A 24,186-nucleotide genomic window follows, 5' to 3' on the forward strand; every position below is an offset into this window, starting at 1 on the left:
AAAAAATCCCATTGTCCATCCTTTAAATTAACTGAGCGACTGCTCGGGTAAAAAGCAAACAATTAAAATGCTATTTCTTTAGGCTAAAATTAGTTAATAAGCAATCAGCATATATAAGTGGTTTATGTAAAAAAAGAAACGCTTACAAGCCTATTATAAACAATTATCAGATTTTTGTGAATGGAAAGGCTTAGAAAAGTGAAAAAAATATTATTTTACAAAAAATCTACGAAAAAAAACCATAAATTTTCATTGCGGTATAGGCGATTCCAGCGCCAATTAAGGGACCAACTGCTACCCCTTTGAAAATAGACACAGATAGGATTGTTCCAAGAACTAATGCTGTGGTAATCTGGGGGTCATCGGCTAATAATTTTACCCCTCCTTTTGCAAGAAGAGCGACAATCATACCAGAGATAAGGGCAATCCATGCAAAGGAGGATTTAAACGCACCAGTTAAGTCTTTAAAACCGATTTCTCCACTTGCAATCGGTGCTAATACGGCAATGGTTATAATTGTTACCCCCCAATTGATTCCTTTCGACTGTATAAATGAGAATGCTTTAGTATCTAATCCTCCAATTTTTAAAACTAGGAGGACAGCAATTGCGATTAGTAATGAACTATTTTTCGCGATAAAACCTATGACTAGCAATAATAGTAAAAATAAGACTGACTCGTTTAACATGACTTCACCCTTTCTTATCAAAATTATCGTAACATAATGTAAATCCATGAGCGAAATTTATGTTAATGCCAGACTTCCGTTATATTCCATTACGACTGTTCTTCCAAAAAGTGATTGTAATATTTTCAAAAGGATATTTATTAGTTAAAATATGCAGATTATTTCGTAAAATGTTAAACTGGAATTATGATAATTTCCGTTATAAGGAGGTTTGTCTTTGAATTTAAAGTATGTAAACCGGACAATACGATTTATCATTGTCATTGGAGCAATTGTTTTAGGACTTTTATGTTGTTTTTATATATCAAAACTGATTTATCCATTTTTGATAGGTTTAATTATTGCCTTTTTGATTAATCCGCTTGTTGACATTTTTGAAGGAAAGGCAAGGATGCCTCGTGCCTTGGCAGTTTTTATAGCACTCATTATTATTTTTGCTTTATTTGCAGGACTTATTACACTCCTTATCGCTGAAATTGTTTCGGGTGCAAATTATTTATCTACTGTGGTACCAAAACATCTTGATACGTTAATAGAGTATATAGAGAATTATTTCACAGCGCAGATCCTGCCGATTTATGAACAATTATCTAGCGTCTTTAAAAAACTTGATTCTGGGCAGCAGGATACCATTATTAGTAATATTCAGAATGTCGGGACTAGAATCGGCACCACTGTTGGGAGTTTTATTCAAAATTTATTCGGGATTATTCCCAATATTATTGCTTGGCTTCCGAATGCAGCGACAGTTTTAATCTTTTCTTTATTGGCTACGTTTTTTATTAGCAAAGATTGGTACCGATTTTCGACATTCGGCGGCAAACTTCTACCCGAGAAAGCAAAAGCAAGTAGCAGATCGGTTTTTATCGATTTAAAAAAGGCGCTTTTTGGATTTATTAAAGCCCAATTAACATTAATCTCCATTACAACAGTAATTATTCTAATCGGCTTACTTATCCTTCGTGTTGATTATGCAATAACAATTGCTTTAGTCACTGGCATTGTCGATATTATTCCCTATTTGGGAACAGGTGCTGTTTTTGTTCCTTGGATTATTTATGCGGCGATTGGTGGAAATATGGGGCTAGCCATCGGATTAGGCGTTCTTTATATCATTGTTCTCGTCCAGCGGCAGATTATGGAACCAAAGATCCTTTCATCTAATATTGGCCTCGATCCATTAGCCACACTGATTGCCTTATTCGTCGGTTTTAAATTAATTGGATTATTAGGATTAATTGTTGGTCCTGTCACTCTAGTAATCATTAGTACTCTTTATCGGGCCCATGTTTTCCATGATTTATGGGGATTTATCATGGGGAAAGAAAAATAAATGCTTTTAAGTAAAAAGTCAGCTCCCTAATCGGAAGCTGACTTTTATTTTATTATTTTTATATTCCCTTTATTAATCTTCCTTTGCCACATTTTTATGATTAATATTTTTATTGGCTTACGGGTTGGTGGAAAAAGGAAGAAGAAACCGGATACATCAGTCATAAATCCGGGTGTTAAAAGCAGTGTTCCACCAATTAAAATGCATATTCCATCTAATAAAGCATCTCCTGGAAGTTGTCCATAGCTCAACTGTTCTTGAACCCTTCGGATCGTCTGCAAGCCCTCTCTCTTGGCTAAATACGCCCCAATAACTCCAGTTAAAATAATTAAGGCAATGGTAGGCCATACACCAATTGTCTTTCCTGAAAAAAGCAGTACACCAATATCCAGAGCTGGAATTACTATAATTAATAGAAATAAATAACGCATAGATTGTCCCCTTTCCAAAAGGCTTAGTTTCATTATATTACGAATGGGGATCTTTTTGTCAGATATAAAAAAAGAAGGGTTTCCCCTTCCTTTTTTTACAAACAGATTATAATACGCTAGCGTGACCGTTGTAAATAACACCTTGTTTAGCATCAACGGTTATTTCTTGACCTTCTTTAAACAAACCAAAAGCATTTTCTACCCCTACAACCACAGGGATGCCTAGGTTTAGACCAACAACAGCCGCATGGCTTGTTAATCCACCTTCTTGGGTAATCACGGCAGCGCATTTTTCAAGAGCTGGGACCATGTCACGATCGGTACCTAGCGTTACCAAAATGGAACCTTGTTTTACCTTATCCAAAGCCTCTTTAGCATCATGTGCGATAACCACTTTCCCAAATGCAGACTTACGACCAATGCCTTGTGCTTTAGTAATGATATCTCCAACCACATGAATTTTCATTAGGTTCGTGGTACCAGCTTCACCAACAGGGACACCTGCTGTAATGACAACTAAATCACCACGGTTCACTATACCGCTATTTAAGCTCGCTTCAACCGCATTATCGAGCATTTCATCTGTTGTGGTCGCAATATTGCCAAACTGCGGGTAAACACCCCAAACAAGGGATAGCCTACGGCAAACATGCTCAATAGAAGTTACCGCTACAATCGCTGCTTTCGGGCGATATTTAGAAATCATTCTAGCCGTGTGTCCACTTTCCGTTGGGGTAATAATGGATTTCACTTCAAGATTTAAGGCAGTGTGGACAACAGATTGTCCAATTGCATCGGTAAGATTGTGCTCTGTATCTTTACTGCGGCTTGAGAGAATTTCTTTGTGATCTAATGCGGATTCTGCCCTGGAAGCAATATTGTGCATAGTTTGGACAGCTTCAACTGGATATTGTCCTGCTGCTGTTTCACCTGAAAGCATAATTGCATCGGTACCGTCGAAAATCGCATTCGCTACATCACTTGCCTCAGCGCGAGTTGGGCGTGGATTTCTTTGCATGGAGTCAAGCATTTGTGTTGCTGTTATCACAGGTTTCCCCAGTGCATTACATTTCTTAATTAACATTTTTTGAACTAGCGGAACTTCTTCAGCAGGAATTTCAACGCCTAAATCACCACGTGCTACCATTAAACCGTCTGAGAATTCCAGAATTTCGTCGATGTTATCAACACCTTCTTGATTCTCAATTTTAGGAATAATATGGATATGTGTTGCTTTATTCGCTTCTAAAAGCTGACGAATTTCTAATACGTCCTTTGCACGCCGCACGAATGATGCAGCAATGAAATCAATTCCTTGTTCAATTCCAAAAAGAATATCTTGTGTGTCTTTTTCTGTGATACCCGGCAGGTTAACAGATACACCTGGGACATTCACGCCCTTTTTATTCTTCAATGTACCACTATTTAAAATTTTCGTATGGATCTCTTTATTTGTTTTATCTACATCCGTAACTTCTAGACCAATTAAGCCATCATCTAAAAGAATTTTAGAACCAACATGGACATCATCAATTAATCCAGGGTATGTAACGGAAAACTTATCAACGGTCCCTTCAACTTCTATCATAGAGACAATTATATTATTTCCAGCCTCAAGCTCAATTGCACCGTTTACCATATTATTTGTCCGAATTTCAGGACCTTTTGTATCAAGCAAGATCGCCACTGTTTTCCCAGTTAGTTTTGCTGCTTCACGGATATTTTTAATTCGTGCTCCGTGTTCTTCAAAATCACCATGAGAAAAATTCAAACGAGCCACGTTCATTCCCGAATTGATTAATTGAGTTAATTTTTCTATACTTTCACTTGCTGGACCGATCGTACAAACAATTTTTGTTTTTCGTAACATCCGTGATTTCCTCCTATATTAAAAAAGCACTTAAAGTTTTCTTAATTTAATATTCTTAAATTGATAATTCCATCGAAAGTTTATATAAATCAAGGTCTAAGGTATGTTCACGACCAAGAGCCTCAATTATGTCATAGTCCACTAGTTGATTTTTCTCAATCCCTACCGCACGACCGCCTTTTCCTTCAATCAAAAGCTCAACTGCTCTGGCTCCTAATCTACTAGCAAGGACTCTGTCAGCAGCTGTTGGTGATCCACCACGTTGAATATGCCCTAAGACAGAAACTCTGGTATCAAAGTTGGTTGCTTCTTCTACTTGCTTCCCAAACTCTACACCACTGCATACACCTTCTGCTACCACAATAATACTATGCTTTTTACCACGTTCATGCCCTTTACGAAGTTTGTCGACAATATCATCCATGTCATAACCTTCTTCAGGAATCAAAATTGTTTCTGCACCACCCGCTAGTCCTGCCCATAGAGCAAGGTCACCTGCGTTTCGTCCCATTACTTCAATGACAAAAGTTCTTTCATGAGATGTAGCGGTATCCCGAATTTTATCTAATGAATCAATCACGGTATTTAATGCTGTATCAAACCCAATTGTAAGTTCTGTTCCAGGAATATCATTATCAATCGTACCAGGAACCCCCACACACGGAAAGCCATGTTCTGTTAAAGCCTTCGCACCCATGTATGAACCATCGCCGCCGATTACCACTAATCCTTCAATTCCATGTGCTCTAAGCTGTTCAATTCCTTTTTGTTGTCCTTCTTTGGTTTTAAATTCTGGACAGCGGGCTGATTGCAGCATAGTTCCTCCGCGTTGAATAATATCGCCAACCGAGCCCAACTCGAGTTTTTTAATATTTCCAGAAATTAACCCCGTATAACCTCCGTAAATACCATATACTTCTAAATTATGATAAATGGCTTTCCGTACAACAGCACGAATCGCTGGATTCATCCCCGGAGAATCTCCACCACTTGTAAGAACTCCTATTTTTTTCATAGCTTTCACCTCAGTTATTTGATTAGGAAATTATGTATAAATCCATATGTAGTAAAAAAAAAAGGAACAAAGAGTTTTATAAATTACTTCTTTTATTATTTACATAAAACCCGCGAATATTTATAAAATAACACGAAGAAATAACTATAACAACCTTATGATATTAGTAAATTTAAGAGTCGGAATAGTCAGTTAAATGAAAACGTTTCATTCCTATGTGTAAGCGGAAACATTGGTTTTTTTGTGGAATTCTCGTGAACATTTTGTGAAATGGTCAAAAAAATAATGTGCCCATAAATTATGAGCACATTATTTTTAATTCACACCAATGTAATCATTAATGGTGGCAAATTCACCAATGGTTCTGAAACGATTGTAACGATCCGAAATAAGGTCCTCTTCTGAAAGCTTAAGAAGCTGCTGCAGAGCTTTTTTCAGTATATGATCGATTTCCTCTGCTTGTTTCATGACGTCCCTTTGAGCTCCACCCTTAACCTCTGGAATAATATCATCAATAACGCCTAGTTCCTTTAGATCAGGAGCAGTTATTTTCATCGTTTCGGCTGCATTTCTAGCTAATGATGCATCTTTCCACAAAATAGCTGCAGCACCCTCTGGAGAAATAACCGAGTATGTGGAATTCTCGAGCATATATATCCGATTACCTACTCCAAGTGCAAGTGCACCACCGCTTCCGCCTTCGCCAATCACGATACATATAACAGGAACCTTTAATCCAGCCATTTCAAATAAATTGCGGGCAATCGCTTCACTTTGTCCTCGTTCTTCTGCGGCCTTCCCAGGATAGGCACCCTTAGTATCAATGAAACAAATAATCGGCCGATTAAATTTATTCGCTTGATTCATTAATCGAAGTGCTTTTCGATATCCTTCTGGATGTGGCATTCCAAAGTTTCTGCGAATATTTTCTTTTGTATCTTTTCCACGCTGATGACCAATAACTGTAACTGGTAATCCTCGATATTTAGCAACCCCGCCTACAATTGCCTCATCATCAGCAAAGGTACGGTCGCCATGACATTCAAAGAAATTCTCAAACAAATAAGGTATATAATCTAAAGTTGTCGGCCTGTTAGGAAGACGGGCAATTTGTACCCGGTCCCATGGCTTAATATTTTCATATATGCTTTGTTCAAGTTTTTCAAGTCTTTTTTCTAATTTTTCTATTTCTGAACTTAAATCAACATCAGCTGTTTTGGTGAACTCCTGTAACTCAGAGATTTTCTTCCTTAATTCGATTACAGGGCGTTCAAATTCTAATTCTCCTACCATCCGAGCTCACCTCCAGGTTGATGGATTTCTAGAATATTGGTGATCTTCTCAACTAATTCCGTCCGATGAATGATTGCGTCCAGTTGCCCATGTTTTAGCAGGAACTCGGATGTTTGGAAATCCTCTGGCAATTCTTCACGTATGGATTGTTCGATTACTCTTCGTCCCGCAAAAGCAATAAGCGCACCGGGTTCGGAAAGGTTGAAATCACCTAATGAAGCAAAGCTTGCAGAAACCCCGCCAGTTGTTGGATGAGTCATAATTGAAATGATTAGTCCACCATTATTACTAAATTTCTTTAACGCAACACTAGTTTTTGCCATTTGCATCAAACTTAGTGCACCCTCCTGCATCCTGGCACCGCCTGATGCGGTAAAAATAATAAAAGGGAGATTTAACTCATCCGCTTTTTCAATAGCTTGTGTAATTTTTTCGCCGACAACGGAGCCCATACTTCCCATTCGAAACGAAGCATCCATGATGGCGAGGACAACCTTATGATCGTTAACTGTTCCAATTCCAGTTACAACAGCCTCATTTATCTTGCTTTTTTCCCGATCTTTTTCAAGCTTTTCAAGATAGTCAGGAAAATTTAATGGATTTTTAGAAATCATACTTTCATTAAATTCTACGAAGCTTCCTTCATCAATAAAGCTTTCTAAACGTTCCCTTGAGTTCATTGGAAAATGATGTCCACAATTCAAACAAACCTTTAGATTTTTTAATAATTCTTTAGTATACATGATTTTCTTACATGATGGACACTTTGTCATTATGCCTTCAGGTACATCACTTTTTGCAGTTTCCGTCGGTATTTGAGCGTATTTCTTCTTTTTTGTCTGGTTCTTTGAAAACAGATCTTTAAGCGCCAAAATTCTACCTCCTTTGTGCTACGGTAACGCCAAATGTTAGGTTTCTCCAATAATTACATATTAAAAGTTTTTCTATTGTTGCTTTACTTCATACCTAATAGCTTCTCATGGGTGGTCAGACCACTTATAGTTAAAAAACACCTAGTTTTCTTTGGACTTGGATAAACTTCACTATAAAATAAAATGTGTTCAAAATCTGTTAGTATTTGTCGTTAAAAACTGACAAATTCCGTAAACCGTTATAAGCAGTCAATAATTTTGATTCATTTTTTTCAGCTAAAGCCTCAAGCAAGCTTAAATAGTTTTCACGAGAATAGATCATCTTGCTTGAACCAAAAGAGTCGTAATAATCCTTTAAGATGGACCAAATTCTAGCGAAGAGGTGGTTATCTGCGATTTCAACTATTTGATAAAAAAAATCATTATCATCTATAATTCCTTGCTGATTCACCCATTTTTTTAAGTGCTCAATACTTTGATCATCTATTTTATGAATGGCTAATCGAAGGCAATCCATCTCAATAAAGTTCTTTGTTTCAAACACATCTCTTTTCGCTTTTTCATCTTGCAAAATAAATGTACTAAGCAACTGAACGAGATGATTTCCCCTAAAATCCCGAATAAACGTCCCTTCACCACGTCTTGTTTCAATTAGACCAAGCAATTCTAATGCTCTAAGGGCCTCTCTAATGGAAGAGCGCCCGAAATTCAGGCGCTCAGACAATTCTCGTTCAGAAGGAATCTTATCTCCAGTTTCTAAACCATCATTGGTAATCATTTCTCGTAGTTGCTTAACAACTTCTAAGTAGACCTTGGTGTTATTTACCACTTATCGATCACTCACTTTTACCAATAATAGCGAGCCTCTTTGTTTTTTCCTTTATTTCTTCTGGATCAACCTTAATACGGGCAACACCTGTTTCCATCGCTGCTTTTGCCACAGCTGCGGCTACATCTGGTGCTACTCTTGGATCAAAAGGTCCAGGAATAACATAATCCGCATTAAGTTCATCCGGGCTGATCAGGTTGGCAATAGCTTCTGCTGCCGCGACTTTCATTTTTTCATTTATATGTGTAGCGCGAACATCGAGTGCACCACGGAAAATTCCTGGAAAGGCTAGAACATTGTTAACTTGGTTTGGAAAATCTGAACGACCAGTTCCTACCACTTTTGCTCCAACAGCTTTTGCATCAGCTGGCATAATTTCAGGGTCCGGATTGGCCATTGCAAAAATAATAGAATCAGAATTCATGGACGCGACCATTTCTTTAGAAAGTGCACCTGCAACTGAAACCCCAATAAATACATCCGCACCTTTGATTACATCTTCAAGGCTTCCTGATAGATTATCCCGATTTGTAAACTTTGCAACTTCTGCTTTCACCGAATTCATACCTTGTGGACGCCCTTCATAAATGGCTCCTTTGGTATCACACATAATTATGTCCCTTACACCATAACTATATAACAATTTAATAATTGCAATCCCAGCAGCGCCGGCACCGTTTGCGACAACTTTAATTTCGGTCATTTTTTTGCCAACTAACTTTAGTGCATTAACAAGCCCTGCTACTGTTACAATAGCTGTACCATGCTGGTCATCATGGAATATCGGGATATTTGCTTCCTTTTTCAATCGTTCTTCAATGACAAAACAATTGGGAGCAGCAATATCTTCCAAATTAACGCCGCCAAAAGTAGGTTCAAGCAATTTCACCGTTTCAACAATTTTGTCTACATCGGTTGTGTTTAAACAGATTGGAAATGCATCAACACCGGCAAAACTTTTAAACAATACTGACTTACCTTCCATTACAGGCAGGGCTGCTTCTGGTCCAATATTCCCCAGTCCAAGAACGGCTGTTCCATCGGAAACAACGGCAACCATATTCCCTTTCATGGTATATTCGTAAACCAATTCTGGTTTCTCATAGATATCTTTACATGGCTCTGCAACACCTGGTGAATAAGCTAAGCTAAGATCATGTGCATTTCGGACTTGAACTTTTGATTTCGACTCTAACTTTCCCTTGTTAATTCGATGCATATGTAATGCTTCTTCACGTAATGTCAAGATATCCACCCCTCAAATTTTTACAAACATTTACAAACTTTCCCTCTTATGCAGCCCGCTATTATTAGTGGTCAGACCACACTTGTCTCATTATCACTATAACATATCTGTGATAGTTGTAAAGAATTATTCCTTCAGGACGACATTTTTCGGGCCAAGCATCCCTCTTAATAATTGCAATAATTCAAAGGTTGGATTGATATTATTTTCTTCACCTAACTTTATTGTTTTGCGGCTTTTTTCATAGTGTAAAATGACGGATGCAGTTCCTTGGTTTTCTTTAATGAGCTGGTGAATTTTGAAAAGTAATTTGTCATCTTGTTTTTCCTCTATTATTTTCAAATATAATACTGATTGTTTACTTGTTTTTGTTTTTAGCCACTCTTCTATATGAAAAACGTGTTGAATGATAAATTGCTGTTTCCCATCACGTTCTTCGATTTTCCCCTCGATCAATGTAAACTTCCCATGTCCTAATAGGTGCGAATATTTCTTGTATACATTAGGAAAGGCGACGGCTTCCATTTCACCGCTTGAATCACTGATCGTTAAAAAGGCCATTGAATCACCTTTTTTGGTGCGAATTGATTTCATTGAGGTGATATATACTCCAGAAGCGACCCGCTGGTTCTTATGAGTTATTCCAAATAAGGATTGTGCACCACTTCGTTTCAGCTGCTCTTGGTAAATAGATACCGGATGGTCAGAAAGATAAAAACCAAGGGCCTCTTTTTCAAATGTCAGCTTATTCTCCTGGCTGATTGGATCCACTTGCAGGTATTTCGGCTTTGGCATGAATTCATCTTCAAACAAATCAAATTGGTTATTGTCAGCTGGTTTAAATATTTGTGCATGTTCCATCGCCACATCTAAACTAGCAAGCAATACAGCACGATCTTCACCAAATTCGTCGAAGCAGCCAGAGTGAACCAGGAACTCGAGCGTCTTTCGATTGATGGCTTTAGTAGATACCCGAATACAAAAATCAAATAAGTCAACAAACTTTTTCTTTTTCCTGGCCTGAAAGATTTCTTTTAAGGCAGCAGCCCCCACACTTTTTATCGCTGCCAGGCTAAAACGGATTCCCTCTTGTTCCACTTGAAAGGAGTACCCGCTATAGTTGATGGATGGCGGCAGGACTGTGATTTCTTTTTGTTTCGTCTCCATCACGTATTGTGCTATTTTCGTGTCGTTTCCTATTGCCGAGGTAAGCAGACCAGCCATAAAATAAACCGGATAATTTGCTTTTAAATATGCTAATTGATAGGCGATCATACTATAGGCAACGGCATGACTTCGATTAAAGCCATAGTTAGCAAAGCGAACGATTAAATCATAGATATCATTAGCTAAGGTATGTTCATATCCTTTTTTTAGGGCTCCTTGAACAAAATGGCTGCGCTCTTGATCAAGAATATCCTTTTTCTTTTTTCCAACTGCCCGTCTTAATAAATCGGCTTCACCAAGTGAGAATCCAGCCATTTTTGAAGCTATTTGGATAATTTGTTCTTGGTAGACAATAACACCATATGTATTCTCAAGGATTGGCCGTAAATCAGGGTGTGGATAGTCAACTTTTTGAATACCGTGTTTCCTATCAATAAAGAGCGGGATATTTTCCATTGGTCCTGGGCGGTATAAGGCATTGACTGCAACAATATCTTCAAATCGGGAAGGCTTAAGACGTGTTAAAACCTTGCGCATTCCTTCTGACTCCAGCTGAAATACACCCGTTGTTTCACCTTTGGCTAATAGCGCAAAAGTCAATGTGTCATCTAATGGTATCGAACCTATATTTATTTTCTTACCTGTTTTACGTGTGATTGAGGATACAATTGAATCAATCAATGTAAGGTTCCGCAAGCCTAGAAAGTCCATCTTTAAGAGGCCGATTTCCTCCAGATGTTCCATTGAAAATTGTGTTAGAAAAACATGGTTAGACCCTCGTTGGATGGGGATTAAATCAATGAGCGGCTTCTCACTTATGACTACACCAGCTGCATGTGTGGAAGTATGACGCGGCAGTCCTTCTAGTTTTAAAGCCGTTTCAAATAGGCGTTTATTCATAGGACTTTCATTAATAAACTTTCTTAGGGCTTCTGATTCTTTATAGGCACCTTTAAGGTCAATTCCTAATCGTGACGGGATCATCCTTGATACATGTTCAAGCTCCTTGGAATTTAACCCGAATACCTTGCCAATATCTCTAAGTACTGCCTTGGCTGCAAGCGTTCCAAACGTAACGATCTGTGCGACATGCAGTTCACCGTATTTTCCAGCAACATAGTTAATCACTTCATCACGGCGATGGTCTGGAAAATCAATATCTATATCCGGCATAGAAATTCGTTCAGGATTTAAAAACCTCTCAAAAAGTAGATTATGCTTTAGTGGATCCACATCTGTAATGTATAAAACATAGGCCACCAATGAACCCGCTGCTGAACCCCTCCCAGGTCCAGTTAAAATCCCATTCTCACGTGCGTATTTCATAAAATCCCAAACAATTAAAAAATAATTGCTAAACTTCATCCGTTTAATGACCCCTAATTCATAGGACAACCGTTCAAAATGTTCCTGTGAAGGCGAGGAAAAACGGTCACTTAATCCCTGTTTGCACAACATTTCAAGGTAGTCCTCAGCAGGAATCCCTTTTTCCGTTGGAAATGCAGGTAAGTAGGTTTTATTTAACTCAATGTTAAATTGACATCTGTTAGCAATTCGGATTGTGTTTTCTAATGCTTCGGGGAAATCTGAAAAACAATCGACCATTTCACTTGCAGTTTTTAAATAGAACTGATCGTTTTCTAACTTTTCTCTGTGGTCATCTTGCAATTTATCACCATTTTTTATGGCTAACAAACACTCATGGGCAAACATATCTTCTTTTTCTAAATAATGGACCTGATTTGTGGCTGCAATCGGGACATTCATTTCTTTGGACAAACTAGTAAGCATATTTCTCATTTTTGATTCTTGTTCGAGTTGGTGATTTTGAATTGCTAGGAAAAAGCTATTCTTGCCAAAAATGGAATCTAGTTTTCTAATTAGTTCTTTAGCCCTTTCCTCGTTGCCATTAATGAGCAACTGCTCAATTTCTCCTTCGAGACCAGGAGTAAGCGCAATGAGACCATCTGAATAATGTTTCAGCCATTTCAAAGGGATTCCATGATCCGTTTTCGTTTGAACGGTACTTGATATCTTTAAAAGATTTCTATAACCAGAATCATTTTCAGCGAGTAAGACTAGTGGAAAGGATTCATTAGAGGTGTACTCACTTTCCACATCCACTGTTAATCCAATAATAGGTTTCATATTATTTTTTTGGCACAATTTATAAAATTCAATGGTTCCGTACATGACGTTCCTGTCCGTTAAAGCAATGGCAGAAAATCCTTTTGACTGTGCATTTTTTATTAAATCCGGGACTGATGCCGTACTTGATAATAAACTATAGGCACTATATACATGCAGGTGAATAAAAGACATATTGTCACCCCCTTAATTCGAAAATCTCTCCCTCTATTATAAAACTTAATTCAAAAAAAGGAAAATATGTTCTCATTCTAAAAAACATATTTACACATGATTGTCCATATACATGAGTATTGGGTATTGACTATGTGTAGAGGCGGTTGACATGATGAAAGAGATTGGTTTTTTTCCTGCTTTTATTGAAAGCTACTTTATTGCCTTGGGAGTCGTACTCGGCGGATCACTTATAGGGGGAATTGCTTCATTCCTAACCGGGCAGCCTCCGCTGACAACTGTTTATCGCTTATCTTCAGCTCTAAGAATCTGGGCCATTGTATCCGCTATAGGTGGAACGTTCGACGCGGTTTATACATTTGAAAGAGGTTTATTTAACGCCGATACAAAGGATCTTTTTAAACAGTTTTTATTAATCCTCTCCGCCTTAGGTGGTGCCCAGACTGGAGCCCTTATCATTAATTGGTTAACACAGGAGCATATCTCATCATGAGAATTCCGCCATTATATCGAAAACCTGCCTGGCAGCGTTTTTTTGCAGGAATGGCCGTCGGGGGCGCTATAAGCTGGTGCATTTTTTTATATATTTACGGAGTCTGGCAGGAAGAGAACACCGAATTAATTCGGAAACAAGCCCAGGAGATTGTGGACTTAAACGAGGAGAAAAAAATTTGGCAAGAAGAATATAAAGAAATCAACAAACGGAATATCGAACAGCTGACGGTACAGAAAATCAATATTCGAATTACAAACTGGGAAAAGTATAAACTTGATTCATTAAGTGTTTTAGAGACAGAAGACTCAGTGAAAGATGATATTAGTATGATGCTAGCAAAAGATATTGAAACCGTCTATAAAAGTAAGGACCTTCTGAAAAAGATTATTGAAAATAAACCCGTAAAAATAAATGATAAAAGGTATAAACTCAAAGTTAAAGAAATGGCTTTTTTTACAAATCTATCCATTCAATTAGAGATTCAATTTGAATAATAAGAAATCGGCCCCTTCTACGAGGGCCGATTTTTTCTATTTGCTTAAAGAATAGGTTTCACAAACTTCACCAAGTGCTTTTAATACATCGTCTACTTCGTTCCACGAATAGATGGAGGCTCCGGAAGCTAGTGGATGTCCTCCTCCTTTGAACTTTCTTGCAACTACATTAATAACTGGGCCTTTGGAACGCAGCCGGACTCTTATTTGTTCGTCTTCCTCAATAAAGAATACCCATGCCTTAATCCCTTTTACATTCCCTAATATTCCGACAAGCAGTGATGCTTCTGCTGGTTTTGCATTGTATTCTTTGAGAAGTTCTTTTGTTAATTTAACAGATGCAACACCGTTTTCCTGAAGTTCAAAATTTTGAAGTATATATCCGTTTAATTTAACGATATTGAGATCTAATTCATACATCTTGTCAAATAACTCGGTACGAGAAAAATTATAATGGATCAATTCTCCAGCATAGCCCAGCGTTTTTTCTGTTGTACTCGGGAATAGAAATCTGCCCGTATCGCCGACTATTCCAGCGTATAGTAGTCTAGCTGCTGAATCGTTCATTTTTAGCCCTTTGGCTTGTCCCTTTAGATAAAATTCATAAATCATTTCACTGCATGAGCTGGCACTTGTATCCACCCATAGTAAATCACCATATGGGTCTTCATTTGGGTGGTGATCAATTTTTATTAATTTATCACCAAGTGTGTAGCGTTTGTCACAAATTCTTTCCTCATTTGCAGTATCACAAACGATTACTAATGCCCCATTGTAAACTTCATCTTCAATCACATCCAGCCTGCGCATGTAATGAAGAGTTGGTTCTTCTATACCAACAGCATAAATCTTTTTATCCGGAAAGGATTCTTGTAAAATAGCTGCCAAGCCGCCTTGTGAACCATATGCATCCGGGTCTGGACGGACGTGACGGTGAATTATTATGGTTTCATATTTTTCAATCTCTGCTAATATTTGCTCAATCATGGGCGCTTCTCCTTTACCAACTCATAAACCATGGTGGTATTTTTTTGTTTTTACAGGTACAATAATAGAAGATTTTCTATGCTTGGAGGAAATAATATGTTTGTACTTGTTATATTAATTGCTATACTCTTTGCTTTCTACCTATTTTATAAAACAAAATACATCAGAAGCAACCGTTTAGTAGAAAAGAAATGGCTTGCGGCTAAATCAAATATTGCATTAGGTCTTTTTGTCTCTTTATTCGGAATTAATCACATGTTATTTATTTCCGAAACAACGGTTATGTATATTGTTGCCGCAGTTTTTATTGTTTATGGAGCTATATTCAGCTGGATTGGTTTCAAAAAATACAAACATTACCTTCCTTTCGCAATCGAGGAAGCAAAGAATTTTGAATTACAAAAATAAAAAGTCTGAAGCCGCTTCTCTTTGAAGCGGCTTTGTTTATTTCGATAACTATCTAGATCCAGTGCCAAGTAACTTCCGCTTTTCTTTCTAACTTCGATCTAGCAGTTGACACATCATCATCGCTTTCCCGACTAATACGCCTTCATTGAAAACCTCAACATCCACTTTTCCAAATTTGCGCCCTACTTCAAGGACTTTTGGATATATTTCTAATGTACTTTCCATCTGAACTGGTTTAATAAAGTAAATGGTCATATTTTCAACAACAAGGTCACCTTTTTTATATGATCGTAACACTCGATTGGCAGCATCTGAGACGATCGTAGTAAAAACGCCATATGAAATAGTTCCCAGTTGATTAGTCATTTGTGGTGTTACTTCACAAGAGTAAACCTCTTCTCCTTTAGCTTTACCCTGAATTAATGCCATTTGGTTGGTAACGATATCATCAATGGTTTCTCCCACCTGTGGCTGCCGTTGGTTCATTTGTAAGGCCTTTAATACGTCCTGCCTGCTGATGATCCCCTCTAGCCGGTTAGCATCATCCGTAACAGGAAGAACTTCAATTCCTTCCCAGACCATTGTATGCGCTGTTGAGGCCACACTTGTTTTCCCATTAACAGACATTGGGTGTTTGGTCATAATCTTATCGATAGTAGTATCCATACCTTGACCTAAAATATCTTTGCTTGTAACCATCCCTTGTATTTTCATATTCTGATCGACAACAGGATAGCGACTGTGAGCAGTTTGTTGATTAAATTCGTGCCATCTGGACACCTTATCCGTGGTTTTGAGATAAAAAGTATCGACAAGAGGCGTTAGAATATCTTCAACCAGTATTATTTCTTTTTTAATCAATTGGTCATAAATCGCCCGGTTAATCATTGTTGCAACCGTAAACGTATCATAGCTAGTTGAGATCACCGGTATTTCGAGTTTATCTGCTAGTTTCTTAATATGTTCTTCCGCATCGAATCCACCGGTAATGAGTACAGCGGCTCCTGCTTTTAAGGCTAGTTCATGTGCCTGCGTTCGATTTCCAACAATTAACAGGTTTCCAGCTTCCGTATAGCGCATCATGGCTTCTAATTTCATCGCACCAATCACAAACTTACTTAATGTTTTGTGCAACCCTGTTCTTCCGCCTAACACCTGTCCATCAACAATGTTTACTACTTCTGCAAAAGTCAGCTTTTCAATGTTTTCTTTCTTCTTCCGTTCGATTCTAATCGTTCCAACGCGTTCGATGGTACTAACATATCCTTTATTTTCCGCTTCCTTAATCGCGCGGTAGGCAGTACCTTCACTTACAGTCATCGCCTTAGCAATTTGCCTGACAGATATTTTTTCCCCAATTGGGAGTCCATCTATATATTGTAAAATTTGTTCATGCTTTGTGGCCAAGACCTTCACCCTTTTTATAGTCAAGTTCCAATCATTCAGTTACGAATAATCCGGATTACGTATAAATTTTATTATAGAGTGTTAAAAGCCTTGATTCAATGCGGATTCTCACATTGCCGTTAATTATCAATGAAAGGATCTGGATTTCCTCTTTACTCGTCGCTCGACATGAGGTTTTTGACCCTGCCTTTTTGGGCTATAAAGCAAACCAGTTAGATTTCCGGCAATGACCATTAACGCAAATACAAGCCAGGCTACTGAAAATATCCCTTCGGCACCATCGGCATAAATGGATATGCGCGGGACTCCATAATAAAGCAAGAAGCCACAGAGTAACAGGCAAAGTAAATATCTGTTCTTTTTCATCTTCATTTCCTCCCCTATAAAGACTGCTTGTTCCATATTTATGCATAGGGGAGCGAAAAAAGTATGTAATTTACCTAGAACATTTAAAATTCAATTGCTTCACCGGGTTGGAGTACTTTTCCGTTTTTATCTTCCAGCTTTTCTATAAACTTGAAAGGATCCTGTTTAATTGGCGGGAATGTATTAAAGTGAATTGGTACAACTGTTTTAGCTCTTAGCAGTTTTGCAGCATATGCTGCATCTTCAGGACCCATGGTAAAATTATCACCTATTGGCAGGAACGCTACGTCAATCGGATGGCGGTCACCAATTAGTTTCATATCTGAAAATAATCCGGTATCTCCAGCGTGATAAATGGTTTTTCCCTCATTCATAAATAAAATCCCAGCAGGCATGCCACAATAAATGATTTCATTATTTTCCGTTGTATAGCTTGAACCGTGAAAAGCTTGCGTTAATTTAACTTTGCCGAACTCAAATTGATGGGCTCCGCCAATATGCATGCCATGGGTGTTCACTCCCTGCCAGCTTAGGTAAGTGGAAAGTTCATGGTTGGCCACAACAAGAGCATTATTTTTCTTTGCTAACTCGACCGTATCCCCGACATGGTCGTTGTGTCCATGTGATAAGATAATGACATCAGGGCTTGTTTCATCCACTTTCAAGTCTGTTAATTGATTCCCATTAATAAATGGGTCAATTATAATGTTTTTTCCATTTGTTTGAATTTGAACTACTGAATGTCCGTGATATGATATTTTCATCACATTCGCTCCCCTCATTTTCTTCCTTTACTTATTTCCATACAATGAATGGAATTCCTTCCATAATCTCTAGTATAATCCTAGATTATCGAAATTAAGCAGGTAGACCTAAATGTATCGAAAGTTTACTTTTCATGTTTTAATTGATACTCTCAAATAGGATATGAATTACATAGGGGGAGTTAACATGAATCAACGATTAACTAAACTTCAATCATGGATGAGGGAAAACGATATAGAAGTTAGTTTTCTAACCTCTTCAGAGAATGTATTTTATTTAAGCGGATATTACACCAATCCACATGAACGGCTGCTCGCACTTGCAGTCTTTCAAACGGAAGAGCCATTCCTTGTCTGCCCTGCAATGGAAGTGCCCGATGCCAAACGTTCAGGCTGGGACCATGAAATTCTAGGTTATAGTGATATCGAAAACCCATGGGAAATGATTTTAAATTCTATTAATAATAGAATAAAGAGTGTATCAAAAGCAGCTATTGAAAAAGCACATATGAATGTAGAACGCTATGAACACCTCTCAAAATTATTCCCACAAGCAGCCTTTGTTTCTGCTGAAGAAAAATTGCGCATGCTTCGAATGATTAAAGACGCCAAGGAATTAAAAATTATTGAAGAAGCATGTGCTCTTGCTGATTTCGCCGTTGAATTCGGAGCTAGTGAAATTAAGGAAGGCAAAACAGAGCTGGAAATACTAAATGCTTTAGAGTACGCCTTAAAACAAAAGGGCGTTACCGAAATGTCGTTTTCAACTATGGTTCTTGCCGGAGCTAATGCCGCTTCTCCACATGGAAATCCAGGAGAGACGAAAATTCAAAAAGGAGATCTTGTCTTATTTGATTTGGGTGTGGTTGTTGATAGGTATTGTTCGGATATCACTAGAACTGTTGCTTACGGGGACATTGATGACAAGCAAAAAGACATCTATGACACTGTATTAAAAGCTCAGCTGGCTGCAATTGAAGTAAGCAAGCCAGGAGTAACAGCTGCAGAAGTAGACCTGACTGCCCGTCGAATTATTTCTGATGCGGGCTATGGAGAATATTTTCCACATAGACTCGGTCATGGGCTCGGAATTAGCGTCCACGAGTATCCATCATTGACAGAAACAAACCCACTCATTATTGAGGAAGGTATGATCTACACGATTGAGCCAGGTATCTATGTACCAAATGTGGCCGGTGTTCGGATAGAAGATGACATATATATTACTGCAGACGGGGCAAAAGTTCTTACAAAGTTCCCTAAAGACTTGCAGATCATAAAATAATTTCATTTGTAATTTTTTTACATTGAAATTTAAGCAGAATTGATATATTATACTAATACAAGCTGCGTTGTTCGTAGTCATAATAAAGTTTTAACCTTTAAGCTGTAAAAGGGAGTTTAACCATTGGAGCTGGAATGACAAGCCTCTGTCTATAAGACTTGGAGGACATGCAGGAAGGGTTTCTGAGAACACCCACTTTGAGGAGTGGTGGTTTAAAACTTTCTTATATTAATACGGCAAATGCGGCTACATAGTATGTATTTTAAACCAGTTCCTTTTAGGAGCTGGTTTTTATTTTATAAAAAGGCTGGGGTAAAGGTTATTGTTGATTTTGGCACCCTGTTGATTGGAGTGGAAGGTACGAAGACTCCTGCGGGAGTACGGGGCAGGGGAGACCCCGCAGGAGCGCAGCGACGAGGAGGCTCCCCGGCACGCCCGCGGAAAGCGAAGTGCCTGGAACGGAAATCAACAGACTAGTTTAACACAGCCTATAAAAAGTAGAAGAGGAACATCCTGTCCCTCCTCCCTTGTAAAATTATTATTTTTCTAGCAATGTTTTTGTATCTAAGAATTCCAGCCCGTGTGCTTCTGCGACTGCCTGATAGGTTACGTAGCCGCCCAGTGTGTTGATTCCTTTTAACAATGCTTCATTGCTGAGACAAGCTTGTTTGTATCCTTTGTTGGCAATTTGCACGGCATAAGGGACCGTTACATTTGTCAAGGCAATGGTAGAAGTTCTTGGGACCGCCCCCGGCATGTTTGCAACAGCGTAATGAACAACATCATGTTTCACATAGGTTGGATTGTCGTGCGTGGTAATCCGGTCAGTGGTTTCAAAAATCCCTCCCTGATCGATCGCAATATCCACAACAACACTACCTGGTTTCATCGATTGAATCATTGCTTCCGTTACGAGTTTCGGGGCTTTTGCTCCAGGAATAAGAACGGCACCAATCACCAAATCCGAATCCTTCACTGCTTCAGCGAGATTATAAGGATTGGACATAAGGGTCGTCACTTCTGAGCCAAAAATATCATCTAATTGACGAAGACGATCTGGATTTAAATCAATAATAGTCACTTTAGCTCCTAATCCAATCGCCATTTTAGCCGCATTCGTTCCGGCCACACCTCCGCCGATAATGGTAACAGTTCCTCTTTGGACCCCCGGGACACCAGATAAAAGAATTCCCATCCCCCCATGAACTTTTTCAAGGAATTGGGCACCTATTTGTGGTGCCATTCTGCCAGCTACCTCACTCATCGGCGTTAACAATGGTAAGCTTCTATTTGGCAGCTGCACCGTTTCATAGGCGATACCTATTACTTTTTGATCAATTAACGCCTTCGTTAATTCTGGTTCAGGCGCAAGATGTAAATATGTAAATAATATTAATCCTTCACGAAAGTATTTATATTCGCTTGGAAGCGGTTCTTTCACCTTCATCACCATTTCCATGGACCATGCTTCTTCTGCTGAATCTACAAGTTTTGCACCTGCTGATTCATAATCCTCATTTAAAAAACCAGATCCAAGCCCAGCTCCATTTTCAATAAAAACCTCATGACCAAATTTAACCAGGTTGATTACTCCGGCTGGTGTCATGGCTACACGGTTTTCATTATTTTTGATTTCTTTAGGTACTCCGATCCGCATGTACTTACCTCCAAATAAATTCAAATTAGTAAAATTAACCAAGACAATTTAATTATAACCTTTTTCCAAAGGAAGATGTAACTTCGTAACATTAACGAAGGAACATTAGATTTCGACAAAAACTAATGCAAAAGCTTTGCCAAAATGGCAAAGCCCTTTTTTTTAATAATACCAAGGATAATATGGGTATGGGTATGGCGGGTAGTAAGGATATCCGTATCCCCAACCTGGAGTTAATAAAGCACCTGCTGCTAAACCAGTTAAGAATGGGACCCCAAAGCCAAATCCACCAAAACCAAATCCTGGGCGGCCAAATCCAAAGCCAGGGCGACCAAATCCAAAGCCCGGACGGCCAAAACCGCCAAAGTGGCCAAATCCTCCGTGGAATCCATGTATCCTTTCATCCGCAGGATCTACCATATTATAGTTCACATCTACGTTATTAGGCATTCCATACATTTCTGTGCTCATGTTTCTCCTCCTCATTTTTATTAATAGACACACTAAAGAATATGCATAAGTAAATGCATATTCTTGGGTATTTGCCCTTGATTTCGAAAATTCCAAGACATTTGTCCATAAAAAAAGAACTATCCCATATAAGGACAGTCCGTACGACATTACATTAATTCTCGGTTCCTGCAAAATCATCACTATCAGCAATCGCTGTACCTTCGCCAATAAATCCACTGTTATATGAGTCCAAAATTAGCTGGCTAACTTCATTGGCACCATGCTCATTAAACTCAAACAAAAACTTTTTGTTTTGTTCATTTTTACCCATCATTCAATTCTCCTTTCCATTGAGGTTACCTCTATATTGTTCGAAAAGTTGCAACAGTTATTCCTTGTTAAATAATGTATAATTTAAGTAAGGAGATGATTAATCATGGGACTTAAATATAGAAATATTTTAGTCGCTATTGATGGTTCAAAAGAGGCTGATTGGGCTTTTAAAAAAGGGATTGAAATAGCCAAGAGAAATGATGCCGCCCTATTATTAGTCCACGTTATTGACACTAGAACATTTGCATTAATTGAGGCTTATGACACGGTCGTTGGAGATCGAGCGGAAAAGGCTGCAAAAGATATGCTTGAAAATTACCGCAAGCAAGCCGAGGATGCAGGCTTAACTAAAGTGCAATATGAAATTGATTATGGTTCTCCAAAAATACGTATCCCAAAAGATTTAGCTAAAAAACACGAAGTGGATTTGATTATCTGCGGTGCAACTGGATTAAATGTTGTTGAGAGGTTTATAATCGGCAGCGTTTCTGAACATATTATTCGTTATGCACATTGTGACGTACTCGTAGTTCGCACAGAAAAAGATATCGCCTAAGAGTCGAAAGCACGCAGCTGATTTTAAGCTTCGTGCTTTCTTTACAAATATTAAACTTAGATTTGTAGTGAATGGGTGGTAAATCTATAGTAAAATAAAAAGTAGTCAGTCGGATTGGAGGCAATCGTATGAAAGAATATTTTTCTTTTGATCATCGTCTTGGTATTCCAGTACCCGAATTAACTTTGGAATGGGACCAATACAACGAGGAAACACAACAAAAGATTCTCTTTTACTGGGAACAAGTCCGCGGTTCGATCCCTGACCGGATTAGTGAACTTGAAACTGAAATTAATTTGAAACAAACACTTCTCTCCAATGAAAGTAATTTTCCACGTTCATGTCAACTGAACACGGAAATCGCAGAACTCGCTTCCAATATTAATGATTTATGGCTATGGTACCGAGCAAACGAAGTGCTTTCAACAAAAGCCCATCAATAGAAAACTCCCTTTCCATCGAAAAAGGGAGTTTTCTCTATTTAGAGGTCTTTTTGTATCTCTCTAACTACATGCCCTAGTTCAGGCAGAATTAATTTATTCATGGCGAGCTTCACGGCACCTGTGGAGCCAGGGGTAGAGAATACTGCTTTATTTTTTACCACACCAGCAATAGCCCTAGAAAGAATAGCTGCCGAACCAATATCTTCTTGGAAACTCAACATCCGGAATATTTCACCAAAACCGACAATCTCTTTATCAAGTAATTTTTCTACCGTTTCAATCGTTACGTCCCGCTTGGCAATCCCCGTTCCGCCATTTGTTATAATGACATCAATTTCTTCCATTGCACATCCTTTTACGATTTCATCTTGGATGGGCTCAGCTTCATCTTTTACAATGACGTAATCAACAATCTTGTGTCCTGCATGTTCAAGTAATTCCATCATTAACTTTCCACTTTTATCTGTTTCCTTTGTTCTCGTATCACTAACCGTTATAACTTTGCAATTAACTATTCTAGGTGCGGCCTTTTTATGTTCTTGAGTACTCATCCCATTAACTCCTCTTTTTCTCGTAGGTAACGTAGTTGATAATATTTATGTGCCACATCCGTTACTTTTCTAGTTAACTGATAATTTGCACCAGCACCAATGGCCATGCTGACAAGCGGTATTCCTTGAATCGTTTTTTTTCTGAACAGCGAAATGACCAGCGCTTTCATAAGTTGTTGAACTGGTTGTTCAAGCCAGGTGATATCAGTTATTTCTTCATTTCCTTCATAAAAATAATAGTCTTCCTGCGCCTCTAATTCTTCCATCAGCGAGGTCCAGCCTGCTCTTTGCAGTCTTGGAGGTAGTGTAGCCGTGTGAAAGACCTTCAGAGAGGTCATCATTTCAAATGGGGTATTCACTTCCACCCCGTAAGTCATCGCTATTAATTGGACAACCCTTAAATTAATTACTGCTATCGCTGGTATATCTGTGCTTAATAGCAGTGGACCACCAGTCCCAGCTAATCCCCCTTGCGCAAAGGAATAAAAACGATGACGGGCAATTTGCTGCTCAGCAATATATTGTAATTGTTCAATGCTTAATTTTTTTAGATCTGCAATTTCTTCTAGATCCTTATAAAAGATTCGCCCCGATGAAAGAATTCTCTCCTTTGCATCCATTTGCAGCTGAGAACCTTGGATCATGCTATGTAAATGAAACAGCCAGCTATCGATCACTGAAAAGAATTGGCTTTGAACCTTTTCAGGCAATAATGAGAATGATTGCTGCAGAAATTTTTCATAGGTTAATTGGAAATCATTCGGCTCGAATTCAAATAAATTTCTTTCCCATTCCTGTATTTCATTCAAGACCATTGCTTCACGGTCTGTTAATGGCATGTTTGATTCCTCCCAGTGCAAGGCTTTCTTTTTCAAGTATATCATAAAGAATTACCTTGATAAAAAGACAAAAGACAAAAG

Annotated in this window: 26 protein-coding genes and 1 other RNA gene; 9 read left to right on the forward strand and 18 right to left on the reverse strand. The window is 38.4% G+C overall.

Going from position 1 to position 24,186, the window contains the following annotated elements; all coding sequences use genetic code 11:
* Positions 1-226: 226 nt before the first annotated feature.
* Positions 227-688 carry a DUF441 domain-containing protein gene (locus ACE198_RS07830; protein WP_098574387.1) on the reverse strand — a complete coding sequence of 154 codons (462 nt, stop codon included), beginning with the start codon at positions 686-688 and terminating at the stop codon, positions 227-229.
* Positions 689-905: 217 nt separating this feature from the next.
* Between ACE198_RS07830 and ytvI the strand changes: the two genes are divergently transcribed.
* Entirely contained in the window at positions 906-2,021 is a 1,116-nt protein-coding gene (gene ytvI / locus ACE198_RS07835; RefSeq protein WP_098574390.1) for a sporulation integral membrane protein YtvI, read from the forward strand.
* Between the two features lie 44 nt (positions 2,022-2,065).
* Here ytvI and ACE198_RS07840 read toward each other — a convergent pair whose 3' ends face one another.
* The 8 genes from ACE198_RS07840 to dnaE form a co-directional block, all read right to left on the reverse strand.
* Complete coding sequence (locus tag ACE198_RS07840) at positions 2,066-2,452, reverse strand: FxsA family protein (protein ID WP_375375144.1); 387 nt, start codon at positions 2,450-2,452, stop codon at positions 2,066-2,068.
* A 106-nt stretch (positions 2,453-2,558) separates the two neighbouring features.
* Positions 2,559-4,322, reverse strand: coding sequence for a pyruvate kinase (gene pyk, locus ACE198_RS07845; protein WP_375375145.1), 1,764 nt, complete (start codon positions 4,320-4,322; stop codon positions 2,559-2,561).
* Positions 4,323-4,377: 55 nt separating this feature from the next.
* Complete coding sequence (gene pfkA, locus ACE198_RS07850; protein ID WP_375375146.1) at positions 4,378-5,337, reverse strand: 6-phosphofructokinase; 960 nt, start codon at positions 5,335-5,337, stop codon at positions 4,378-4,380.
* A gap of 315 nt (positions 5,338-5,652) precedes the next feature.
* A complete protein-coding gene (gene accA / locus ACE198_RS07855) occupies positions 5,653-6,630 on the reverse strand; it encodes an acetyl-CoA carboxylase carboxyl transferase subunit alpha (protein ID WP_375375147.1) in 978 nt (325 codons plus the stop codon).
* Complete coding sequence (accD, locus tag ACE198_RS07860; protein ID WP_375375148.1) at positions 6,624-7,502, reverse strand: acetyl-CoA carboxylase, carboxyltransferase subunit beta; 879 nt, start codon at positions 7,500-7,502, stop codon at positions 6,624-6,626. The genes accA and accD overlap by 7 nt, the downstream gene beginning before the upstream one ends.
* 199 nt (positions 7,503-7,701) lie before the next feature.
* Positions 7,702-8,331 (reverse strand): FadR/GntR family transcriptional regulator, encoded by a 630-nt coding sequence (locus tag ACE198_RS07865; protein ID WP_375375149.1) that lies wholly within the window; start codon positions 8,329-8,331, stop codon positions 7,702-7,704.
* A gap of 7 nt (positions 8,332-8,338) precedes the next feature.
* A complete protein-coding gene (gene ystJ, locus ACE198_RS07870) occupies positions 8,339-9,577 on the reverse strand; it encodes an NADP-dependent malic enzyme (RefSeq protein WP_098574412.1) in 1,239 nt (412 codons plus the stop codon).
* 126 nt (positions 9,578-9,703) lie between these two features.
* On the reverse strand, positions 9,704-13,066 hold the full coding sequence (dnaE, locus tag ACE198_RS07875) for a DNA polymerase III subunit alpha (protein ID WP_375375150.1): 3,363 nt from the start codon (positions 13,064-13,066) through the stop codon (positions 9,704-9,706).
* A gap of 151 nt (positions 13,067-13,217) precedes the next feature.
* On the opposite strand from dnaE, the gene ytrH reads away from it, so the two are divergent.
* Both ytrH and ytrI read left to right on the forward strand, forming a co-directional pair.
* Positions 13,218-13,559, forward strand: a complete 342-nt coding sequence (gene ytrH, locus ACE198_RS07880) for a sporulation membrane protein YtrH (protein WP_180230121.1) — start codon at positions 13,218-13,220, stop codon at positions 13,557-13,559.
* Positions 13,556-14,056, forward strand: coding sequence for a sporulation membrane protein YtrI (ytrI, locus tag ACE198_RS07885; protein WP_144547912.1), 501 nt, complete (start codon positions 13,556-13,558; stop codon positions 14,054-14,056). Before ytrH ends, ytrI begins: the two co-directional genes overlap by 4 nt.
* Before the next feature lie 36 nt (positions 14,057-14,092).
* Here ytrI and ACE198_RS07890 read toward each other — a convergent pair whose 3' ends face one another.
* Positions 14,093-15,043, reverse strand: a complete 951-nt coding sequence (locus ACE198_RS07890; protein ID WP_375375151.1) for a DHH family phosphoesterase — start codon at positions 15,041-15,043, stop codon at positions 14,093-14,095.
* Positions 15,044-15,139: 96 nt separating this feature from the next.
* Here ACE198_RS07890 and ACE198_RS07895 point away from each other — a divergent pair, with 96 nt between their 5' ends.
* Positions 15,140-15,451 (forward strand): YtpI family protein, encoded by a 312-nt coding sequence (locus ACE198_RS07895; RefSeq protein WP_375375152.1) that lies wholly within the window; start codon positions 15,140-15,142, stop codon positions 15,449-15,451.
* A gap of 87 nt (positions 15,452-15,538) precedes the next feature.
* Here ACE198_RS07895 and ACE198_RS07900 read toward each other — a convergent pair whose 3' ends face one another.
* The 3 genes from ACE198_RS07900 to ACE198_RS07910 form a co-directional block, all read right to left on the reverse strand.
* Entirely contained in the window at positions 15,539-16,858 is a 1,320-nt protein-coding gene (locus tag ACE198_RS07900) for a DRTGG domain-containing protein (RefSeq protein WP_375375153.1), read from the reverse strand.
* Between the two features lie 126 nt (positions 16,859-16,984).
* Positions 16,985-17,224 (reverse strand): hypothetical protein, encoded by a 240-nt coding sequence (locus ACE198_RS07905; RefSeq protein WP_375375154.1) that lies wholly within the window; start codon positions 17,222-17,224, stop codon positions 16,985-16,987.
* Positions 17,225-17,307: 83 nt separating this feature from the next.
* Positions 17,308-17,988 carry a metal-dependent hydrolase gene (locus ACE198_RS07910; RefSeq protein ID WP_375375155.1) on the reverse strand — a complete coding sequence of 227 codons (681 nt, stop codon included), beginning with the start codon at positions 17,986-17,988 and terminating at the stop codon, positions 17,308-17,310.
* Positions 17,989-18,175: 187 nt separating this feature from the next.
* Between ACE198_RS07910 and ACE198_RS07915 the strand changes: the two genes are divergently transcribed.
* The 3 genes from ACE198_RS07915 (at position 18,176) to ACE198_RS07925 (ending at position 19,750) form a co-directional block, all read left to right on the forward strand.
* The gene (locus tag ACE198_RS07915; RefSeq protein ID WP_375375156.1) at positions 18,176-19,273 is read left to right on the forward strand and encodes a M24 family metallopeptidase; all 1,098 of its coding nucleotides are present in this window, start codon (positions 18,176-18,178) and stop codon (positions 19,271-19,273) included.
* 56 nt (positions 19,274-19,329) lie between these two features.
* Positions 19,330-19,526, forward strand: a non-coding RNA gene (ssrS, locus tag ACE198_RS07920) — 6S RNA.
* A gap of 2 nt (positions 19,527-19,528) precedes the next feature.
* Positions 19,529-19,750: a hypothetical protein gene (locus ACE198_RS07925; protein WP_375375157.1), complete on the forward strand. Its 222-nt coding sequence runs from the start codon at positions 19,529-19,531 to the stop codon at positions 19,748-19,750.
* Positions 19,751-19,811: 61 nt separating this feature from the next.
* On the opposite strand, the gene ald is transcribed toward ACE198_RS07925, so the two are convergent.
* The 3 genes from ald to ACE198_RS07940 form a co-directional block, all read right to left on the reverse strand.
* On the reverse strand, positions 19,812-20,930 hold the full coding sequence (ald, locus tag ACE198_RS07930; RefSeq protein ID WP_375375158.1) for an alanine dehydrogenase: 1,119 nt from the start codon (positions 20,928-20,930) through the stop codon (positions 19,812-19,814).
* Between the two features lie 162 nt (positions 20,931-21,092).
* A complete protein-coding gene (locus ACE198_RS07935) occupies positions 21,093-21,350 on the reverse strand; it encodes a spore coat protein (RefSeq protein WP_375375178.1) in 258 nt (85 codons plus the stop codon).
* Positions 21,351-21,555: 205 nt separating this feature from the next.
* Entirely contained in the window at positions 21,556-21,714 is a 159-nt protein-coding gene (locus tag ACE198_RS07940; RefSeq protein WP_375375159.1) for a hypothetical protein, read from the reverse strand.
* Positions 21,715-21,819: 105 nt separating this feature from the next.
* Between ACE198_RS07940 and ACE198_RS07945 the strand changes: the two genes are divergently transcribed.
* A complete protein-coding gene (locus tag ACE198_RS07945) occupies positions 21,820-22,272 on the forward strand; it encodes a universal stress protein (protein WP_375375160.1) in 453 nt (150 codons plus the stop codon).
* A 128-nt stretch (positions 22,273-22,400) separates the two neighbouring features.
* Entirely contained in the window at positions 22,401-22,715 is a 315-nt protein-coding gene (locus ACE198_RS07950; RefSeq protein ID WP_375375161.1) for a hypothetical protein, read from the forward strand.
* A gap of 38 nt (positions 22,716-22,753) precedes the next feature.
* Here the strand turns inward: ACE198_RS07950 and ACE198_RS07955 are convergent, their stop codons facing one another.
* Together ACE198_RS07955 and ACE198_RS07960 are read right to left on the reverse strand one after the other, a co-directional pair.
* Positions 22,754-23,266 (reverse strand): MogA/MoaB family molybdenum cofactor biosynthesis protein, encoded by a 513-nt coding sequence (locus ACE198_RS07955; protein ID WP_375375162.1) that lies wholly within the window; start codon positions 23,264-23,266, stop codon positions 22,754-22,756.
* The gene (locus ACE198_RS07960; protein ID WP_375375163.1) at positions 23,263-24,105 is read right to left on the reverse strand and encodes an EcsC family protein; all 843 of its coding nucleotides are present in this window, start codon (positions 24,103-24,105) and stop codon (positions 23,263-23,265) included. Before ACE198_RS07960 ends, ACE198_RS07955 begins: the two co-directional genes overlap by 4 nt.
* Between the last annotated feature and the right edge of the window lie 81 nt (positions 24,106-24,186).

The organism is Neobacillus sp. KR4-4 (assembly GCF_042136325.1).
GTDB lineage: Bacteria > Bacillota > Bacilli > Bacillales > Cytobacillaceae > Neobacillus.

What these genes read in the sequence shown, in the direction of transcription:
- ACE198_RS07830 (WP_098574387.1), bottom strand. Translation starts at nt 688, where the DNA reads ATGTTAAACGAGTCAGTCTTATTTTTACTATTATTGCTAGTCATAGGT.
- ACE198_RS07840 (WP_375375144.1), bottom strand. Translation starts at nt 2,452, where the DNA reads ATGCGTTATTTATTTCTATTAATTATAGTAATTCCAGCTCTGGATATT.
- pyk (WP_375375145.1), bottom strand. Translation starts at nt 4,322, where the DNA reads ATGTTACGAAAAACAAAAATTGTTTGTACGATCGGTCCAGCAAGTGAA.
- pfkA (WP_375375146.1), bottom strand. Translation starts at nt 5,337, where the DNA reads ATGAAAAAAATAGGAGTTCTTACAAGTGGTGGAGATTCTCCGGGGATG.
- accA (WP_375375147.1), bottom strand. Translation starts at nt 6,630, where the DNA reads ATGGTAGGAGAATTAGAATTTGAACGCCCTGTAATCGAATTAAGGAAG.
- dnaE (WP_375375150.1), bottom strand. Translation starts at nt 13,066, where the DNA reads ATGTCTTTTATTCACCTGCATGTATATAGTGCCTATAGTTTATTATCA.
- ytrH (WP_180230121.1), top strand. Translation starts at nt 13,218, where the DNA reads ATGATGAAAGAGATTGGTTTTTTTCCTGCTTTTATTGAAAGCTACTTT.
- ytrI (WP_144547912.1), top strand. Translation starts at nt 13,556, where the DNA reads ATGAGAATTCCGCCATTATATCGAAAACCTGCCTGGCAGCGTTTTTTT.
- ACE198_RS07890 (WP_375375151.1), bottom strand. Translation starts at nt 15,043, where the DNA reads ATGATTGAGCAAATATTAGCAGAGATTGAAAAATATGAAACCATAATA.
- ACE198_RS07895 (WP_375375152.1), top strand. Translation starts at nt 15,140, where the DNA reads ATGTTTGTACTTGTTATATTAATTGCTATACTCTTTGCTTTCTACCTA.
- ACE198_RS07905 (WP_375375154.1), bottom strand. Translation starts at nt 17,224, where the DNA reads ATGAAAAAGAACAGATATTTACTTTGCCTGTTACTCTGTGGCTTCTTG.
- ACE198_RS07910 (WP_375375155.1), bottom strand. Translation starts at nt 17,988, where the DNA reads ATGAAAATATCATATCACGGACATTCAGTAGTTCAAATTCAAACAAAT.
- ACE198_RS07915 (WP_375375156.1), top strand. Translation starts at nt 18,176, where the DNA reads ATGAATCAACGATTAACTAAACTTCAATCATGGATGAGGGAAAACGAT.
- ACE198_RS07925 (WP_375375157.1), top strand. Translation starts at nt 19,529, where the DNA reads ATGTATTTTAAACCAGTTCCTTTTAGGAGCTGGTTTTTATTTTATAAA.
- ald (WP_375375158.1), bottom strand. Translation starts at nt 20,930, where the DNA reads ATGCGGATCGGAGTACCTAAAGAAATCAAAAATAATGAAAACCGTGTA.
- ACE198_RS07935 (WP_375375178.1), bottom strand. Translation starts at nt 21,350, where the DNA reads ATGGTAGATCCTGCGGATGAAAGGATACATGGATTCCACGGAGGATTT.
- ACE198_RS07940 (WP_375375159.1), bottom strand. Translation starts at nt 21,714, where the DNA reads ATGGGTAAAAATGAACAAAACAAAAAGTTTTTGTTTGAGTTTAATGAG.
- ACE198_RS07945 (WP_375375160.1), top strand. Translation starts at nt 21,820, where the DNA reads ATGGGACTTAAATATAGAAATATTTTAGTCGCTATTGATGGTTCAAAA.
- ACE198_RS07950 (WP_375375161.1), top strand. Translation starts at nt 22,401, where the DNA reads ATGAAAGAATATTTTTCTTTTGATCATCGTCTTGGTATTCCAGTACCC.
- ACE198_RS07955 (WP_375375162.1), bottom strand. Translation starts at nt 23,266, where the DNA reads ATGAGTACTCAAGAACATAAAAAGGCCGCACCTAGAATAGTTAATTGC.
- ACE198_RS07960 (WP_375375163.1), bottom strand. Translation starts at nt 24,105, where the DNA reads ATGCCATTAACAGACCGTGAAGCAATGGTCTTGAATGAAATACAGGAA.